The sequence below is a fragment of the [Clostridium] fimetarium genome (assembly GCF_900111235.1).
Lineage (GTDB): Bacteria > Bacillota > Clostridia > Lachnospirales > Lachnospiraceae > Clostridium_N > Clostridium_N fimetarium.
On the sequence record NZ_FOJI01000007.1, the window covers coordinates 88844 to 106984 of the forward strand.

Annotated in this window: 18 protein-coding genes; 16 read left to right on the plus strand and 2 right to left on the minus strand. The window is 33.2% G+C overall.

Annotation, left to right across the window (positions count from 1 at the left end):
- The first annotated feature begins 9 nt into the window (after positions 1 to 9).
- The 9 genes from BMY18_RS10290 (at position 10) to BMY18_RS10330 (ending at position 7552) form a co-directional block, all read left to right on the plus strand.
- The gene (locus BMY18_RS10290; protein ID WP_242941012.1) at positions 10 to 786 is read left to right on the plus strand and encodes an acylneuraminate cytidylyltransferase family protein; all 777 of its coding nucleotides are present in this window, start codon (positions 10 to 12) and stop codon (positions 784 to 786) included.
- 86 nt (positions 787 to 872) lie between these two features.
- A complete protein-coding gene (locus BMY18_RS10295; protein ID WP_092453675.1) occupies positions 873 to 1313 on the plus strand; it encodes a MarR family winged helix-turn-helix transcriptional regulator in 441 nt (146 codons plus the stop codon).
- Positions 1314 to 1430: 117 nt separating this feature from the next.
- On the plus strand, positions 1431 to 2891 hold the full coding sequence (locus tag BMY18_RS10300; RefSeq protein WP_092453677.1) for an MFS transporter: 1461 nt from the start codon (positions 1431 to 1433) through the stop codon (positions 2889 to 2891).
- A 166-nt stretch (positions 2892 to 3057) separates the two neighbouring features.
- The gene (locus BMY18_RS10305; RefSeq protein ID WP_092453679.1) at positions 3058 to 3873 is read left to right on the plus strand and encodes a hypothetical protein; all 816 of its coding nucleotides are present in this window, start codon (positions 3058 to 3060) and stop codon (positions 3871 to 3873) included.
- A 155-nt stretch (positions 3874 to 4028) separates the two neighbouring features.
- The gene (locus BMY18_RS10310; RefSeq protein ID WP_092453681.1) at positions 4029 to 4532 is read left to right on the plus strand and encodes a GreA/GreB family elongation factor; all 504 of its coding nucleotides are present in this window, start codon (positions 4029 to 4031) and stop codon (positions 4530 to 4532) included.
- A 150-nt stretch (positions 4533 to 4682) separates the two neighbouring features.
- Positions 4683 to 5144 (plus strand): LytTR family DNA-binding domain-containing protein, encoded by a 462-nt coding sequence (locus BMY18_RS10315; protein ID WP_092453683.1) that lies wholly within the window; start codon positions 4683 to 4685, stop codon positions 5142 to 5144.
- Positions 5141 to 5896, plus strand: coding sequence for a LiaF transmembrane domain-containing protein (locus tag BMY18_RS10320; RefSeq protein ID WP_092453685.1), 756 nt, complete (start codon positions 5141 to 5143; stop codon positions 5894 to 5896). The genes BMY18_RS10315 and BMY18_RS10320 overlap by 4 nt, the downstream gene beginning before the upstream one ends.
- Positions 5897 to 6037: 141 nt before the next feature.
- The gene (locus BMY18_RS10325) at positions 6038 to 6616 is read left to right on the plus strand and encodes a DUF3793 family protein (protein ID WP_092453687.1); all 579 of its coding nucleotides are present in this window, start codon (positions 6038 to 6040) and stop codon (positions 6614 to 6616) included.
- 153 nt (positions 6617 to 6769) lie between these two features.
- The gene (locus BMY18_RS10330) at positions 6770 to 7552 is read left to right on the plus strand and encodes a hypothetical protein (RefSeq protein ID WP_092453689.1); all 783 of its coding nucleotides are present in this window, start codon (positions 6770 to 6772) and stop codon (positions 7550 to 7552) included.
- 168 nt (positions 7553 to 7720) lie between these two features.
- Here BMY18_RS10330 and BMY18_RS21040 read toward each other — a convergent pair whose 3' ends face one another.
- Together BMY18_RS21040 and BMY18_RS10335 are read right to left on the minus strand one after the other, a co-directional pair.
- The gene (locus BMY18_RS21040; RefSeq protein WP_170841371.1) at positions 7721 to 7891 is read right to left on the minus strand and encodes a hypothetical protein; all 171 of its coding nucleotides are present in this window, start codon (positions 7889 to 7891) and stop codon (positions 7721 to 7723) included.
- A complete protein-coding gene (locus BMY18_RS10335; protein ID WP_092453691.1) occupies positions 7863 to 8537 on the minus strand; it encodes an HD domain-containing protein in 675 nt (224 codons plus the stop codon). The genes BMY18_RS21040 and BMY18_RS10335 overlap by 29 nt, the downstream gene beginning before the upstream one ends.
- A 173-nt stretch (positions 8538 to 8710) precedes the next feature.
- Here BMY18_RS10335 and BMY18_RS10340 point away from each other — a divergent pair, with 173 nt between their 5' ends.
- The 7 genes from BMY18_RS10340 (at position 8711) to BMY18_RS10370 (ending at position 18141) form a co-directional block, all read left to right on the plus strand.
- Positions 8711 to 9526: an ArsA-related P-loop ATPase gene (locus BMY18_RS10340; protein ID WP_092453693.1), complete on the plus strand. Its 816-nt coding sequence runs from the start codon at positions 8711 to 8713 to the stop codon at positions 9524 to 9526.
- A gap of 244 nt (positions 9527 to 9770) precedes the next feature.
- The gene (locus BMY18_RS10345; RefSeq protein ID WP_092453695.1) at positions 9771 to 10544 is read left to right on the plus strand and encodes an ABC transporter ATP-binding protein; all 774 of its coding nucleotides are present in this window, start codon (positions 9771 to 9773) and stop codon (positions 10542 to 10544) included.
- Between the two features lies 1 nt (position 10545).
- Positions 10546 to 11658 carry an ABC transporter permease gene (locus tag BMY18_RS10350; RefSeq protein WP_170841372.1) on the plus strand — a complete coding sequence of 371 codons (1113 nt, stop codon included), beginning with the start codon at positions 10546 to 10548 and terminating at the stop codon, positions 11656 to 11658.
- Positions 11655 to 12908: an ABC transporter permease gene (locus BMY18_RS10355; protein WP_092453699.1), complete on the plus strand. Its 1254-nt coding sequence runs from the start codon at positions 11655 to 11657 to the stop codon at positions 12906 to 12908. The genes BMY18_RS10350 and BMY18_RS10355 overlap by 4 nt, the downstream gene beginning before the upstream one ends.
- A 117-nt stretch (positions 12909 to 13025) precedes the next feature.
- Positions 13026 to 14162, plus strand: a complete 1137-nt coding sequence (locus BMY18_RS10360; protein ID WP_092453701.1) for a sensor histidine kinase — start codon at positions 13026 to 13028, stop codon at positions 14160 to 14162.
- A gap of 60 nt (positions 14163 to 14222) precedes the next feature.
- Positions 14223 to 14852: a response regulator gene (locus BMY18_RS10365; protein WP_092453703.1), complete on the plus strand. Its 630-nt coding sequence runs from the start codon at positions 14223 to 14225 to the stop codon at positions 14850 to 14852.
- A 454-nt stretch (positions 14853 to 15306) separates the two neighbouring features.
- Complete coding sequence (locus BMY18_RS10370; RefSeq protein ID WP_242941013.1) at positions 15307 to 18141, plus strand: cation-translocating P-type ATPase; 2835 nt, start codon at positions 15307 to 15309, stop codon at positions 18139 to 18141.

Consider the following 18141-nt stretch of genomic DNA (forward strand, 5'->3'; position numbering starts at 1 on the left):
GAGTATAGTGTGAAAAATAGATTTTTCACCTGCAAATTTATGCTTGCAGACCAACGTTTGCAGGTTACTGGCAAGAGGGGGGAGTTTATTATGTATAATAATCAAACTTTTTTGGCGATTATACCTGCAAGAAGTGGATCGAAAGGAATTTTTAATAAAAATATAAAAATGATGAATCATAAGCCACTAATGGCACATACCATCGAAGCTTGTAGAAAAGCAAGTATATTTGATGAAATCATTGTTTCTACAGATTCCATGGACTATGCAAAGATAGCACAGGATTATGGAGCAAGTGTACCATTTTTAAGACCAACTGAATTAGCAACTGACGAAGCTACAACGATTGATGTCATCTTACATGTTTTGAAGGAGATGAGTGATTTGGGAAAAACCTTTGAATACTTTATGCTCCTGCAGCCGACTTCTCCTTTGAGAAATGAAACACATATTTTAGAAAGTGCAAAGCTTTTATTTGAAAAGAATGCGGATTCGGTTATAAGCATATGCAAACTGGAACATCCAACGAACTTGAATGTTAAATTTCATAATAACGGTTATTTGGATGTTCCTTATCAAGATAAGAAAATGGTAAGAAGACAAGAGATATCTCAGGAATATAGAATAAACGGAGCTATCTATTTAACTAACACTGCTTTTTTTCTAAATAATAATAATTTTTATTCTGGCAAAACATATCCATTTTTAATGGATGCTTTAAATTCTATAGATATTGACGAGGAATTTCAATTTAGTATAGCAGAATATATAATTAAATGTGGTTGACAAGTCAACTATATTTGACTATAATACGTTGACAAGTCAATCATAAATGTAAATTTAGGTGACTCTAAATTGAAGGAGGATAAATTTTGCAACCAGACGGTATCATGCATTTACTTAAGCTTAATAATAAAATTTTTAGATATACGCAAATATATCTTGATAAGGTACTGAAAGAATTTCAATTAAGCAGTGGTTCTTATCCCTACTTGCTTATACTAAAAGATAAGGATGGCATTAACCAAAATAGGATTAGTGAAGAATTAGGGTATGATAAGGCAATGACAACTAGAACATTAGCGAAGCTTATAAAAATAGGATATTTAGATAGAATAAGAGATGATGATGATTTTAGAGCCAATAAGATATTCTTGACAGAAAAAGGAAAGGCTGTTACTGTGAAAATTCTCGATAAACTTCATGAGTTAGAAAAGTTAATCACAACAGATTTGAATGAAGAAGAGAAGGTAAATACAATTGAATCGTTGAATAAGATATTATGTAATATCAAAAAAGTTAAGATAATTTGAGCTTTTAACGCTCAAATTAAAGAAATAGGCACAAAACATAAGCACAAAACATAAGCACAAAACATAGGCACAATACATAAGCACAATACATAAGTACAAAACACAAGGAGAATTTAGATGAATACAGGAAACGACAATGTAAATGAAAAAAGATGGTATATATTATTTGTAGTGGTAATGTTAACTTTTATGGCAACATTAGATGGTAGTATCGTAAATGTAGCCTTACCAGTTATGGCGAAATCTTTAAATGTAACATCAGCTAGTATTCAATTAGTAGTAACTAGTTATTTGATTGTAATTACAGCCTTTATATTAATTTTTGGAAGGTTGGGAGATATACTTGGTAAGACAAAGATATTCAAGTTTGGAATCGCTTTATTCACATTGGGCTCACTGTTTTGTGGTATAACAAGTTCATTGCCGATTCTGGTTTTAGCCAGAGTGATACAGGCAATCGGAGCGGCAGGCTGCATGGCCAATAGTCAAGGTATTATAACAGAAGCATTTCCAGCCAACGAAAGAGGACGAGCACTTGGATTGACAGGCACTTTTGTTGCGTTAGGATCATTAATTGGACCACCACTAGGCGGATTTATAGTTGGTGCTGCTAGTTGGGAATTCATTTTTTTAATTAATGTACCAATCGGTTTTATTACTTTGTTTTTAGCATTTAGAATTCTTCCAAAAGGACATGAAATAGCAAAGGGAAAATTGGATGGAGTAGGTGCACTGTTATTTATGCTTGTAGTAATTCCATTATTTGCGGCAATCGGTAAGGGCCAGGAAGTTGGATTTACGCAACTAGTAGTGTTGTTAGGCCTTTTAATAGCCGTTATTTCGTTTGTGGCTTTTATTATCGTGGAAAAGAAGCGAGAATCTCCATTATTAGAGTTAGATATTTTTAAAAATAAATTATTTTCACTTAGTATTTTTTGTGGGTTTATTTCATTCATATCGATATTTTGTGCAAATATTATTCAACCTTTTTATCTTCAAGATGTGTTAAATTACTCGCCATCAACTACGGGGCTAGTGCTCATGACCGCACCGTTGTTGTTAGCTGTTGTGGCTCCAATTAGCGGATATTTGTCCGACAAAATAGGATCTGAAATTTTGACATTTATTGGATTGGTCATTACGAGTCTGTCCCTGTTGTTAATGTCAACTTTAAATGAGCATTCGACCCTAATTAGTATGTTGGTTTTCATAGCTGCAATGGCTATCGGAAATGGTTTATTTCAGTCACCGAATAATTCATTGATTATGTCTACAGTGCCAAGGAATAAGCTTGGAATTGCAGGAAGTGTGAATGCACTTGTCAGAAATCTTGGAATGGTGTGTGGAATCGCTTTATCTACAACACTTTTATATAGCGGAATGAGCAAAAAAATTGGTTATAAGGTAACAGATTACGTAGTTGGAAGAAATGACGCATTTATTTATGGTATGCGAACTGTATATATAACAGCAGCAGTCATTTGCATGATTGGTGCGATTTTAACTGCCTTAAGATTATTTGGTAAAAAAGCAAAAATAGAAGATGCTATTGAATTAGAAAATATAGAAAATTTATAGGCACTATATGTGAAATGCGTAAATGGTTCCAGGTTGTAAAACCTAGGGACCATTTTCGTATATAAAAATATTTTATGCTATTTTTTCAAATGTAGTATAGATTAATACTTTTTTTGAGCTTTTTGGATATATTTATATAAATACATAATTACGAGGATATTATTAAATGAGTGATAAAATAGATATTGAAAGGTATTTCAGGCCTTCTAAACTACCAGTTCTTAATAATAGAAATATTAAGATGGAGATCTTTGATAACTACTATGGGGATGAGACTTCTGAAATTCCTACATTACCTGCGTATTTATTTAAAACACCAGAAGAGACGATTATTAATTATTATAGCGTTTTACGAGAGGCTGCCAATTCTGACGAAGAAAAATCAGCGGGATGTGGGACAATTGGGGAGGCAAAGGCACCTTATCCAATCGCATATCATTTTTTGTCATCGAAGTATCAGGAGAAGCTTTCATTTAAAGAGTATCTTAAGATATTTGAAAATATACTCCATATCAATTTGATAAAGTTTCAAGAAGTACCTGTATATGGGGATCCAGATGCTATGCGATATTTTGTAGAATTTGAAACCATCGAAGGATCTGAAAAAGGTGTCGCGTATTTTGCTTACTATTATGCATTTGTTGATATCGTCAAAGAAGGAACTCAGTATAAAATATCAAATATAGATCTATATCCCGAAAATTATCTATGTGCACCTTATCATGGATGGAATTACATAGCTGAAGAAGTAGTAGATATAAAATATGGAGAGTGGTGTTCGCTAGTGAAGATGCGAATACCAACGCAGCATGTTGGATTTACAAAGAACATTTATTTTAGGGGAACAGACGGAAACTATTATATGATACAATTCTATCAATTAACAAATGGAATGGATATAGAAATCGCACAATACAGAAGAAGAAGAAATGGAAAATGGGAATTGATAGAGCTTGATCCAAGAGAATGTATTGAGAAATGATACAGCAGATACGTATTTTGTTTAATATAGAAATTAAAGTTTATTTTTATATGTAGGGATTATTTCTTATGGTATAATTAATTGTATTTGGGTAGATAGGGAATAGTGTAAATATAATTAAGAAGTAATAAAAATCATCTATATAGGGGGATATTATGAATGATCAATTAACAAAAACAGATATAAAATTGATTGAAGAAGAAATCGAATATAGGAAACTAGAAGTAAGAAAAGAGGCCCTTGAGGCTGTAAAGGAAGCAAGGGCACAAGGCGATTTAAGTGATAATTTTGAATATTATGCTGCAAGAAGAGATAAAAATATAAACGAAGGTCGCATAAGATATTTGGAAAGAATGGTTAGGTCTGCAGTAATTATATCTGAGGAGTCATTGATAGATGAAGTCGGGCTGAGTAATACTGTTGAGATATATTTTGAAGAAGATGATATAACTGAAACATATAAATTGATGACAACAGTGCGGGGAAGCTCTTTAAATGGGCGGATAAGTGTAGAATCGCCGCTTGGAAAAGCGATTTTAGGGCATAAGATAAATGATAGGATTCTTATTAATGTCAATGATACCTATGGTTATTATATTGTAATTAAAAAGATCGAAAACACGGTAGATGATGGAACTGATAAGATTAGAAGTCATTAACAATATAATAATAATGAAGAATAGAATAGATTATTATTTATAGTACTATAAAATGAAAAAATACCACTTACATTGTAAAACTTACCACTTAGCAAATAGCTATTTACAAGTAATTATTTGTTGATATAATTGCATTATGGAGATGAGGAAATGAAGGTAAGAATTGAAATTGATGAGGATTTACAGGAAAACGAAGTGATTATTAGATGCAGTAAGTTGGATGAAAAAGTTAAAAAAATCCATGAAACACTTTTGGATATTACGAGGGAATCTAGATGTTTGGTATTATATAAAGAGAATACACAGTACTATCTCCCATTAGAGGATATTTTGTTCTTTGAGACAACAGATAACTGTATTAGTGCACATACAGCTGACAATATGTATCAAACCAAATATCGTCTTTATGAATTGGAAGAATTACTACCAGGATTTTTTATGAGAGTATCAAAGTCCACAATACTAAATCTAAATCATATTCATTCAATTGATCACAATCTTACTGCCTCCAGTGCTGTAATGTTTATGGGTACATATAAACAGGTGTATGTTTCCAGGTACTATTACAAACCTTTGAAATGTAGATTAGAAGAAAAGAGGATAAATTTATGAAAAAGAAAGATGTATTTTGGGGCCTACTTTTTGTGTTGGCTGCCATATTTATCATTGTAGACAGATTGGGATATTTCCCACCAATTGGTGTGTTCAAGATTGTTATTACGATTATTTTAATTATGATTATGTTAAAAAGTCTAATTCCCGTTAGATTTTCAGGTATTTTATTCCCGATTGCATTGTTATGCATTATATATGCCCAGCAGTGGAATATTACAGCACTTACGCCAGGTCCAGTATTGGTAACCGCATTGCTTGGAAGCATTGGACTATCGATGATATTTAAAAAAGAAGATTACTGGCGTACGCATGAGCATTGGCATCATAATAATTGGCGTCACGATGGTTGGCATCATAAAAAATGGTCTCAGGATAATGTTGGAGAGCAGTTTGAAAAAGTTATTAATGAACCGGATGGGAATGTTGTAAATTGTTCTGTTAGTTTTGGCTCAAGCATGAAATATATTAATACTGATAATTTTGAAAAAGCAAATATCAATTGTTCTTTTGGGGCAATGAAAGTGTATTTTGATAAAGCAGTCGTGAGTTCAGGCCATGCAGAAATATTTCTAGATATATCATTTAGTGGTGTAGAATTATATATTCCCAAGACATGGAATGTTGTATATGACGTAAATACAACTTTGGGTGGTATCGATGAAAAGAACAGAAAGACAGAATCGGATTCGCCGGTAGTTACGATTAAAGGAAGCATAAGCTTAAGCGGTGTTGAGATTATTTATATTTAGAAAATTGAAGAAGCAATTAATATAGACTACTCGGGTGAAGAAAGGAAGCAATTCCAATTCTTCACCCGATTTTTTTTAAGAGTATTAAATAGTTTAATTCAAAGCATACTATATTTATTATAAATTAGTGGAGGGATTAATTTGAATAAAATAGATATGCTACAATTGCCTGATTATTACAAACAAAATGATTTAGCATATTGCATTGCAATGCAATGTACCCCATTAATCTGTGGAGTCAAAATATCGAATCTTTTAATTGTAGAGAATAGAGATCTTGAGAATATTAATCATATATTTAAAAATACATTGATAGGAATTAATAAACTATATACGGATGAAAACAAGTCAATATTGCTATTATATAACGATAAAGAGCTAGAAAGTTATTTACATGAAAAATCCATTTCTCAATTTATGAAAGCACAAGGATATCATACATTAGGAATTGAAGACATACTTGATGAAATATCAAAACGTTTTAAATGTTTTAAAGATAACAAATGTAACTATGATGGTTTTCCACATGAACTAGGTATTATCCTTGGATATCCTATCTGGGATGTTATTGGATTTATTGAAAATAAAGGTAAAAATAGTTTGTACACGGGATATTGGAAAGTATATAAAAATTTGGAACAAGCGAATGAAACATTCTTAAAATATGAAAAGGCAAAAGAATTAGTTATGAAAAATATAATGAAAGGAATTCCGTTCTAAAATTCCTTTGAAAAATAATGATTTATAATAATTTGTTGTTTAGTTAATTATTTTGATGTGCTATAATTTGTGGAGTGATATTTAACCTAATAAGAAATAGATCATATAACTTATGTCCATTTGCACATAAAATAATTTAAGAGGTAAAATAATATGAGAGATAATCGGATAATAATTTTGAAAACAAGAAAGAGAATTAGTATTATACTTGTATTTGCTATGCTTATGGCACTTTTGATTTCAGGATGTTCTAAATCAAAGAGCAGCAATGCAACGCAAGAAGGTACAAAAGATTCAACAGAAGTTAGTGATTCAAGTCAGGGGACAAGTAGTACCAATGAAAGTGCTGCACAAAGTAGTATTGCGTCAACAGATAATGCTACTAATAAGATGAATAAAATAGGACTATACATACATGGACAAGATTTGAGTATACACAACTTGATTACAGAATATGTAAGTAATTGGGAAAAAGGCAAGGATATAGAGTGCTTTGAAGCTTTCACTACAAATGAAAAAACAGTAACAGGTAATGGTTTTAAAAATGCATGGGAACCTTATTGGAACAAGTATTCAGATGCGGCAGACTGTAAAATTGGATATTGTTTGACGTTCACGCTGAATTCTTCGGAGGTATTTACAAAGACAATTAAAGCACCTACAGATACGGCCCAGTATTTTAATTATATTGAACTCTATATTTATGACGATGTACATCAGACGCAAGGCGTATGGTACACGCATTTGAGTGAATCAGATATTAAGGATAATACATTTATGACTTCAATTAAATTAACAGCAGGAAGCAAAATTTCTGAAGTAAAAGATATCAAGCTTAGTGCATTTACTTATAGTAGTGCTAAGGATTTTGACCCTGTTACCGGAATGTATATTGGTAAGAATAGTTATGAAATCACAGTGACTAGAAGCAAATAATTAGAAGCAAATAATTAGAAGCAAATAATTAGAAGCAAGTGACTAGAAGAAAATAAGTAGAAAAAAATAAGTAGAAGCAAATAAGTACAATCAGAAAGGATAAACCGACAAGAAATTGGCCGGTTTATCCTTTTTAATTGATTGTTTTGCTCTACTTTAGTAATTGATTTATCCTTTTCTCGGATATTCAATTGGTTTTGCCTTGACGTCTCCAGTTTTAGCCTTACCTTGTATTTCGGGCACAGGGCTAGTTTCATTTTTAGGAAAATGTGTTTTGTTATTACTTTCTGTACCGTGTGGTTCTTTAGGGTCAGGTCTTCTCATTCCAGCTTTTGCCATGTGTTTTCCTTTCTTGTTCAAAGTTATCACATTTTCGGATAAATAATTGCATATTATCCTTTTCAGTACGTTCATTGGCGCCTGTTCTACCAAGCCTGTCACATAAGCCAAGTAATGCGATTTCTTTTATATCTGAATTCTGTTTGATCTCATTAATAGTTGCAAATGGTAAATCATTTATCACGAACAAAATTTGCATATGGTATTTGATAAGAGAGCAAACATTTTCAATAAATTGCATATTGTCGATAAATTCAGATAAAAAGTCTTTTGCAAGTTCGGCGCCAACCTTATCGTGGTCATAAGATGTTATTTTACCCTTTCGGATTCTGGTGGTAGGAGGTTTGCCAATATCGTGAAGAAATGCAGCCCACATAAAAATTTCAGCATCTTTGCTTTCACTTTTTTGTTTGGCAGCTTCATCAACAACCAATAAAGTATGGTTCCAAACATTGCCTTCAGGATGGTAAGTGGGAGACTGCTTTGTAGATTGCAAGTCTGAAAGCATACTGAATGGATATATCTCAAATTCAGGCTGGCTACATAATTGACTTAAAAATATCGAAGGAACATCATCATAAAGTAAATGATTGTTTATATTTTTGAATAATTCATTTAAATGTTCCCTTTTTATTTTGTCGTCCATAAAACCTCCTTGTATATTAGATAAATAGCATCCTAATGTTATTATGATTTATATAATATAAATTATACATGTAATTCCTCAATATAATTTATATTAAAAGAGTAGAAATTAGAATTGATTTCGTATCAACAACAAATAATAAAATGAAATGATATGAAAGGATAGATGTTTTTATGGATAATGTAAGAGCATTGCTGAAAGAAGACCACTATAATGTTCAGAAAGAAACAATAAATAATCATACTGCACTAGGGCTCAAAGACGTAATTGATGACCTCTTCAATTCTGGGAAAAAGTTTATTTTAACAATAGGTAAAGTGGGGGTTGGTAAAACGACAATAGCTGCAGCAATTGCGGTAGGGTTGGCAGAAAGAGGTAAAAAGGTACATCTGACAACTACTGATTCTGTTCCGCAATTAGAATACGGCATTAATGAAGTAAGTGGCATCACAATGAGCCATATTGAAATTGCATATGTAGAGGAAGATGCAAGGGCACCATCTACACAAGAAATTGCAGTGATTAGAGCCTTTGCACAGATTGTAGATAAGGCTAAAGAACAGGCTGAAGATCAGGTGTTAGTGATTGATACGGCGCCTACTGGGAATACACTTTTACGGCTTGAGTCAACTCAAAGTAATAACCTGGAAATGAAACGTTCCAAGGGTGATGTTTCAAAGGATATTTCAAAGTCAGCAAAAAAAATTTTGACAAGGTTGCGTAATGCTGATGAAACAGAAGTCATTATTGTAACACTGGCAGAAGCCACTTCAGTATATGAAGGAATGCGTCTTGAGGATGATTTAAGACGTGCTGATATCAATTCAAAATGGTGGGTAATTAATTCATCACTCCATAAATCGGGAATTACAAATGATATTTTATCCACAGAAGCAAGTAATGAAACACAGTGGATTAATAAGGTTGACACACAGGCAAGTGGAAACTATGCAATAATAGGTTGGAGTGTTGGTGAAATAAAGGGATAAAAATAGAAGAAGACCACTAAGCGATGTAGATTAGTGGTCTTCTTCTATTTTAGATCTATGACTAAAGTCATGCCCATTTATATCTTTATACACTATTGCGCTTAATTATAAACTGATATGATATTGTAAAATACATAAGAATTATGCAACGTGTTATTACATTGTAACTAATCGATTTTTTAAAGACGAATTAATAAAGAGATATTGTGCTTTGCGAAAGCAAGCCACAGGAATGGAGAGAATAATGGGCGAGATAGTATTAGAATTAGAGGGACTTACAAAAAAATATGAGAACAAAGCAGTTGTGGATCACATTTCATTAAAAATTGAAGAAGGTGAGATTTTCGGGCTGTTAGGGCCGAATGGTGCTGGGAAAAGTACTACAATGAATATGGTGTGTTCACTTGTAAAACCTACAGCTGGTAAGGTAGAGCTGTTTGGATATGACGCAAAAACAGATATGAAAAAAGTGAAATTAAAAATAGGATATATTCCACAGGAACTTGCAATTCATGGAAATCTAAAGGCATGGGAGAATGTGGAATTATTTACTTCACTTTATGGCATAAAAGGAAACGAATTGAAGAAGGCAGTTACTGAAGCTTTGGAATTCGTTGGCTTGGAGGACAAAAGAAATGGGTTTGTGAAGAACTTTTCTGGGGGTATGAAGAGAAGATTAAATATTGCCTGTGCAATTGGACATAAACCAAAACTTTTAATATTTGATGAACCAACAGTAGGAATTGATCCACAATCTAGGAACTTTATTTTGGAAAAAATAAAAGCCGCTAACAAAGAGGGAGCGACAGTTATTTATACAAGTCATTACATGGAAGAAATCGAAGCTATATGTACACGAATTGCAATTATGGATAATGGTAAGATTGTTGCCATTGGAACGAAGGAAGAATTAGTAGAAATGGTAACCTCGGATAAAAATTCCAATATGACATTAGAGGAAGTTTTCCTTACACTTACAGGAAAAAAACTTAGGGATTATGCAGAGGGAGGTATGTAATATGCCATTTATATTAATTAAAAATAATCTGAAGCTGATGCTTCGCAGTAAATGGATATTAGTACTGATGACAATACTCCCAGTAATAACAATTGTATTGCTTTCTAATGCATTTAAAGACATGATGGACACTGCTTATAAGATAGAACCATTTGAAGTTGGATATCATTTAAGCGATGGTAGTGCATATAAAGATATGATTCCACAGTTAAAGACCATATGTAAGGACAATAATATAATTTTACAGGAATATCAAAATGAAGATGCCACAGCGCTTTTAAAAAGGGAGACCGTAGCGGTATTTGTTGAAATCACAGATGATTCTTATGTAATCTATCAGTCGGATGATAAAAAAACAGAAGCTGCAGTCACTGAAAGTATTCTCTCTACTTTTTTTTATCAGGCATATGATGCTATGGTTGGGATGGCGTATCAGGCACAGAATGGTTTGGTGGAATTGCCATCAACTAGCAGTGTAAAGGTTAATCATGAAGTATTAGCTACGGATCCAGTACCATCTTCTACAGACTATTATGGAATAATTTATATTATATATTTTGCATGGTGTGGGATGATATCACTGTCAGCGGTTATAACGAGTGAACGAAAAAGTGCAATATCAAAAAGAATGCGTATATCTCATATGTCAAAAGTTAGTTACTATATAGGGAAATTAATTCCTTGTGCAATAGCCACTTTTCTTGAATCATGCATAGCATGGATTATATCGGTCGTTTTATTAGATATTCATTGGGGAAAAATTTGGGCATGTATCGGTATTATGATTCTTATTTCCCTAGCAGCATCGACTTTTGGAATGGTATTGTTCCAATTATTTAAAAACGCTGCAGTTAGCATTGTAGCAGGATTTATTATCATTTGGATCGCGGGATTATGGGGTGGATCCTTTCAGACCTATATATATGCAAATATACCGCAAAGAATAGTGAATATATCACCTTTATATTATATTAACCGTACCGTAGTGGAATTTTCTACAAAAGGCTATAGCGACTATGCTGGTAGATGTATATTGTATCTAGTTTCGATAATTGTTATATGTGGTATAGCAGGAATATTAATGATGGATAGGGAAATGGGGGAATCAGCATGAGTGGTTTATTTACAATGATGAAGATGAATCTAAAATTGCTGCTAAGAAACAAGGGATATTTGGCATTTCTTATAATACTACCTATAGTATCAGTATTAATGTTAAATATTAAGGGTGGGGGTGGCATAGATGGAGGAAATGATTCCTATAAAATTCACGATTTGAACAAACAAAATGAATCAATATTTATGGTCACTAATACAAAGCTTAATGTTAAAGTATATGATTGTAATAATTCGGAATTATCAAACTATGTAATAGAAGAACTTGCAAAGGCTGGTTCTTATCGGATATACAGATACATTGGTGAAGATATGAATATAGAGGAAGCAAGACAAGAAGCGCTTAATACCTCAAATCATAATGTTTTAGGTGCTGTTATATATATTCCGAGCAGCTTCGATACAGAGATTTTAAATGGTAACCCAAGTAATATGGTCGTATTTGAAGCTACTAGTGATGCGCGAATCAAACTGCTAGAGAGTAACTTAAATTCATTTTTGCAAAGTGTATCGAAATATGCAGCAATGACAGGTTATAACAAGACAGCTTTAAAAACATTATTGAACACATCGGTAGAAAATGAAATGAGTAAAGAGACCGTTGGAATTGAAGTTGGTAACACATTACAGTTAACGACGCAGCAACAAGACCAAAAAAGCAGCATTGGATATTCGTTGGCATTCTTAACGATAGGATTTCTATTTAGTGGTGTATTTATTGCAGCGACGGTGGTAGAGGAAAGACAGAACAGGGTTTATAATCGTATTGTATTATCAAAATCAAGTATTATTAATTATGGTTTAGTAAAATTAGGTTTGATACTTATTACAGTTATTATACAGACAAGTATTCTTGCAATCGGAATTAAATTAATTGTAAAAACAGATTATGGAATTCCATTTAGCAGTTATATCTTTTTTGTACTAGGGCTTGGACTTATTTTTAATCTATTTAGCGTGGTAATCGGTATTATAACGAATAATGTACTGACTTCTAATTATATTGCCTTCTTGGTTTGGTGCTTATCGGATCTTTTGGCAGGTTTATATTTCCCTTTGGAAGCAGCAGCTGGATGGTGGGGAAAGATATCATTGATGATGCCGCAACGTTGGGTACTCAAAGCAGCAGAAATGCTCATGGCCGGAAAAAGCGGCGTATACAGTATGTATATCCTTGTTGTAGTAAGCTATTTGATCGTTATTTCAAGTGTTGGATACATGGGTATAAAATTGAGGAAGAAAGAGTGACGCTTGATATCTTTTATTTGTGACAAAGGGAAAATAGTATGTTAAAATTTAAAAAAGAATTCAAATTATTATTTTTTCAAAGTGTTAGCGAAAGCGCAAATATTGAGGGGAACTACCATGAATGAAAATGCTAAAAAATACTATTTTTCAATTGTAAAAATGTGTTGTATTATAATTTTATTTCTATATTTCGTTAGCAGCAGTAAGAAATCACTCCATGAAATCAGTGTGGAGTGGTTTCTTCTTGCGATTACACTGGCGGCAACCGTATTCTATGAACTTGTAAACTCAAAGAAAGTTTATTTTTTATGTACGGAAACAGTCATAACACTTATTTTAATTGTATTTTTTAAAGATAGTGGAAATGGATTGTTTCTCTTACCCATGGTAATGTTAGATATCATTATTTTCTTAAAATTGAATTTCATGTTTAGCTTGATGGCTTTTATAGGAGTATTTCTAAATTTTCAAAATATTCTCCTATATAGTGCATACTGCGTATTTGTTATAATAATCTATTTCCAAAAGTATGTGGTAATAGAAAAATATAAAAAATGCCTGGAAGTTTTTGAACAGGAAGAATATCAACTGAAAGATTCAATCGCTTTCCGGGATAACAACTTTAAAAAAGAGATAGAAAAAAACAGCCTTTTCTTTGAGAATAGAATTTTAGAAGAGAAAACGCGACTTTCTCAGGCACTTCATGATAAATTAGGCCACAGTATTAATGGTTCCATTTATCAATTAGAAGCGTGTAAAATCTTGATAGATAAACAGCCAGATGAAAGTATAAAAATGGTTCAGGCAGTCATTGATAATTTGAGAACTAGCATGGATGAAATACGAACCATACTTAGGAGAGAGAAGCCAGATAAGAAGCAGATGGCACTTTTGCAATTGGTAGGATTATGCGAGGAATGCGAGAAAAAATATGGAATTCAGGCAGAAGTAAGATTTGATGGAGAAAATAAAGAAATTCCAGAGAATATGTGGGAAGTTATCCTTGATAATACGTTTGAAGCAGTTACAAATGCATTAAAATATTCCGCGTGTAACAGTATTTTAATCCAAATTACAATTTTGCACAAAGTAGTGCGATGTAGTATTAAGGATAATGGAATTGGCTGTAATACGATTAAAGAAGGAATGGGCATTCAGGGAATGAAAAATCGTGCTCGAAAAATAAATGGGTTTATTGATCTAAATGGAGAAGATGGATTCTGCATTAATATGATACTTCCCATTCAAGAATAGTGACAAGACGCAGAATGCTCAAAAGTATGAATCAAGATGATGAAATGAGGAGCCTTTTAAATGGACAAAATAAAAGTGATTATTGCAGATGATAGTGATTTCGTGAGAGACGGTATGCGCATTATACTAAGTGTAGATGAAGAGTTTGAAGTGTTAGGGTGTGCCAAAAATGGAAAAGAAGCCGTGGAATTATGTATGAAAGAAAAACCTGACGTCGTTTTAATGGATATACAAATGCCGGTGATGGATGGTATTGAAGCTACTAAGGAAATCGTAAAAAGAGGATTAGGAAAAGTACTAATATTAACGACATTCGATGCAGATGAACTTGTGGATAAAGCACTAAAAAACGGAGCAGGTGGTTATTTAATCAAGAATCATACACCAGAGCATTTAAAGCAAATGATAAAAGCCGTATATCATGGAGGTAATATTTTAGATGACCAGGTTTTTTCTAAATTCACGCAGATGGGAGTGAAATCGAGTACCAACTTTGATAGCAGTATTTTCACATCAAGGGAACTTGATATTATTGCATCTATTGCAGAAGGTCTCGCGAACAAAGAAATAGCAGAAAAATTATTTATTAGTGAAGGTACAGTGAAAAACCATATTAGTACCATTTTAGAAAAGGGAAATCTAGCGCACAGGACCCAAGTAGCAGTATATTATTTGACTGGGAAGAAGTAGTAAAGGAAGTCACAAGCAGTATTGCTGTGACTTTTTTTTTGGGGCTAAATATCGATGGACAAAAATAAACGAAAATGGAATTTTTATTAAGGAAAATTTAATATACTATACCACAAATATTTTAGCAGAAAAGTTCCTTAAGGACTATTTACCTACATTCAATAATAAAATAAATAAGAATGTTTACATTGGTCTTGTCATATATTCTTCTAATCCTAAATACAGCAATGATTATATTCCGGCTGTTGAAACAACAGTACTCAACCTATTATCATTTTGAAAGGATAGATTTAAGTATATGTAGTGAATCGTATTGTGAAATGGACGTTTATATGCCGATTACAACAGAATAAGGAGTATATTGTAATTAAGAAAATAAAGGACTATACTTTTATGTAATTATAAGAAAATACTATTAATTATTTCTATAACAGTGAAAGAAGGAATGGTGAAATTGAACAGTAATGATACTGCAGTAAAAGAGCTACAAAATATTTGCAGACTTACAGTTGATAAAGTTTTTGAGGTACTAGCGACATCACCGCAGGGACTAACACAAGTACAAGCCGAAGAGAAACAAAAAGAACAAGGTAAAAATTTAATAGATGAGAAAAAGAAAGAATCTTCGTTAATTGTCTTACTTAGTAATTTCACACATCTAATGGCCATATTATTATGGGGAGCAGGTGCTATTGCGATTATGGCAGGAATGCCACAACTGGGTATTGCAGTTTGGTTGGTAAATGTGATTAATGGATTGTTTAGCTTCTGGCAGGAACATCGTGCTGGAAAAGCGACAGATGCATTAAGAAATATGTTACCCTCTTATTCTCGTGTAATTCGTAATAATGAAGAGCTAAAGATCCTATCAGAGGATTTAGTGATTGGCGATATTATTTTATTAGAAGAAGGAGACAAGATTTCAGCAGATGCGCGTTTGATTGAATGTAGCGATTTACAAGTCGATCAATCAACGCTCACAGGTGAATCCAATCCCGTGCGTAAGACAAAAGATGCAGTTTTCAAAAATGACTTGACTAGAGCGGAAACACCAAATTTGATTTTTGCAGGTACAAGTATTTCAGAAGGTAATGGAAAAGCTGTAGTTATGGAAATTGGTATGAAAACAGAATTTGGTAAGATTGCAAATCTTACGCAAAACATGAAAACAGAAGATAGTCCGTTACAAAAGGAATTGGACCATTTAACAAAACAAATATCAATGATTGCAATTATTTTGGGCATATTCTTCTTTGTAGCAGCTGTGTTTTTTGTGAAGGAACCGATTGCATCGTCATTTATTTTTGCATTAGGTATGATTGTAGCTTTTATACCGGAAGGATTGCTTCCAACAGTCACGTTATCACTTGCGATGGCAGTACAAAGAATGTCTAAGCGAAATGCATTAGTAAAGAAACTTTCTTCCGTTGAAACATTAGGTAGTACAACCGTTATATGTACAGATAAAACCGGTACTTTAACACAGAATGAAATGACAGTAAGTTATTTGTGGCTAAAAGGAAAAGAATTTAATGTCACAGGTGTTGGATATAGTTCACAAGGAGATGTTTTAGAAGGTAGTAAAAAAGTCACTGCTAATGATGATGAAGACTTGAAACTTCTATTAACAGGAGTAGCGTTGTGTAGCAATGCACGACTACTTCCACCAAATGAAGAATCAATGCGTTATACAGTATTAGGGGATCCGACAGAAGCTTGCCTAGGAGTTGTCGCTGAAAAGGCAGGTATCAATGTAAAAAAACAAATGGAATTGACTCCTCGTTTAAGAGAATTACCATTTGAATCTCGCCGTAAGAGAATGACTACGATTCATCAATTGCAAGCCCCTGTCGAAGGCACTAGAGATATTGCCTATGTGAAAGGAGCCCCAAAAGAAGTAATGAAATTGTGTGAGACAATACGGATCAATCGTAGCGTTGAACCAATGAATGAGGATATGCGTAAAGAGATAATGGATGCAAATGATAGCTATGCGCGTAAAGGGTTACGTGTCTTAGCTGTTGCATATCGTTTATTACATAAAGAAGACAACATTCCAGTAGCAATGAGCGATTATACGCCGGAAATTATAGAACAAGAATTGGTTTTTGTAGGTTTGGTAGTAATGGCTGATCCTCCCCGTCCAGAAGTAGCAGACGCTGTTGCCCAGTGTCATCGCGCGGGTATCCGCGTTGTTATGATAACTGGAGATTATGGATTAACAGCAGAAAGTATTGCAAAACGTATCGGTATTGTAACAGGTCCTAATCCAAGAGTACTATCAGGCTTGGAATTAGAAGCACTTTCTGACGAAAAATTAAAAGAGTATTTAAAAGATGAAATTATTTTTGCACGCGTAGCGCCAGAACAAAAACTACGAGTTGTAACCAATTTACAGGAGATGGGTGAAATCGTTGCTGTAACAGGTGATGGCGTAAATGATTCCCCTGCCCTTAAAAAAGCAAATATAGGTATTGCTATGGGAATTGCTGGCACAGATGTCGCAAAAGAAGCGGCGGATATGATATTAACAGATGATAATTTTGCGTCTATTGTACATGCAATTGAAGAAGGACGTACCGTTTACAGTAATATTCGAAAATTTTTACTTTATATTTTGAATTCAAATGTTCCAGAGGCAATTCCATCAGCGCTGTTTCTATTTTCAAGAGGAGCAATACCTCTGCCACTAACGGTAATGCAAATTCTTACAATTGATTTGGGCACAGATATGATGCCGGCTTTAGGACTCGGAACAGAGAAGCCTGAAGAAGGAGTCATGGATCAACCGCCACGAAATCAAAATGAACCATTGTTAAGCAAAAAGTTAGTATTAAAAGCATTTCTTTGGTACGGAATATTAAGTTCTGTGCTTTCCACAGTTGCTTACTTTTTTGTTAATATGCAAAATGGCTGGCCGAACATTCCACTTGCAGGTGAATTGAATCCAGTATATATAAAAGCAACAGCAATGACACTCGCTGCAATTGTATTTTGCCAAATTGGTGCAGTATATAATTGTCGTACAGAAAAACAATCAGTATTTAAAGTTGGACTATTTAATAATAAACAAGTAAACTTAGGAATCGCAATTGAAATAATAATAATTTTATGTATAGTTTACTTGCCACCATTTCAATCAGTTTTTCATACTACGGCTTTAAAATTATCTGACTGGATGCTATTATGCGCTTGGCCACCACTGATCTTGTTTATTGAAGAAATTAGAAAAGCGATCGTTCGCAGAAAAATAGATAAAAATATAAAATCGAATGAAGGGGTGAATTGA